Below are 287 nucleotides of genomic sequence, written 5' to 3' on the forward strand. Positions count from 1 at the left end.
CGCGGGCATCGACGATCACGAGTTCGCCGAGATGTTCTCCCTCACCACCCTGCAGCAGGTGCCGCGGGAGCAGGGGCGCGCAGCGGTGAGTGTCTTGCTCGCCGAGATCGCGGAGCCGGGGCGCGCGCGCACCGAGCTGCGCATCCCGGCGCGGCTGGTCGTGCGCGCCTCCACGGCAGGCATCGTCCCGGCCGAGAACGGCGCCTGAGCGCGGAGAACGCGGAAGGCCCCCGGGAGATCCCGGGGGCCTTCGCTGCAGTTCTTCGAGAAGAGCTGATTACTTCAGG

At 71.1% G+C, this 287-nt stretch carries 1 protein-coding gene; it reads left to right on the forward strand.

Features of this window, described 5'->3' with window-relative positions; genetic code table 11:
- Window positions 1–208 (forward strand): substrate-binding domain-containing protein (locus tag ACOSDR_RS20305; protein WP_420732358.1); only part of this gene is annotated, 208 nt, incomplete at its 5' end.
- Window positions 209–287 lie beyond the last annotated feature (79 nt).

The organism is Hwanghaeella sp. 1Z406 (assembly GCF_048892425.1).
Lineage (GTDB): Bacteria > Pseudomonadota > Alphaproteobacteria > UBA8366 > Aestuariispiraceae > Pacificispira.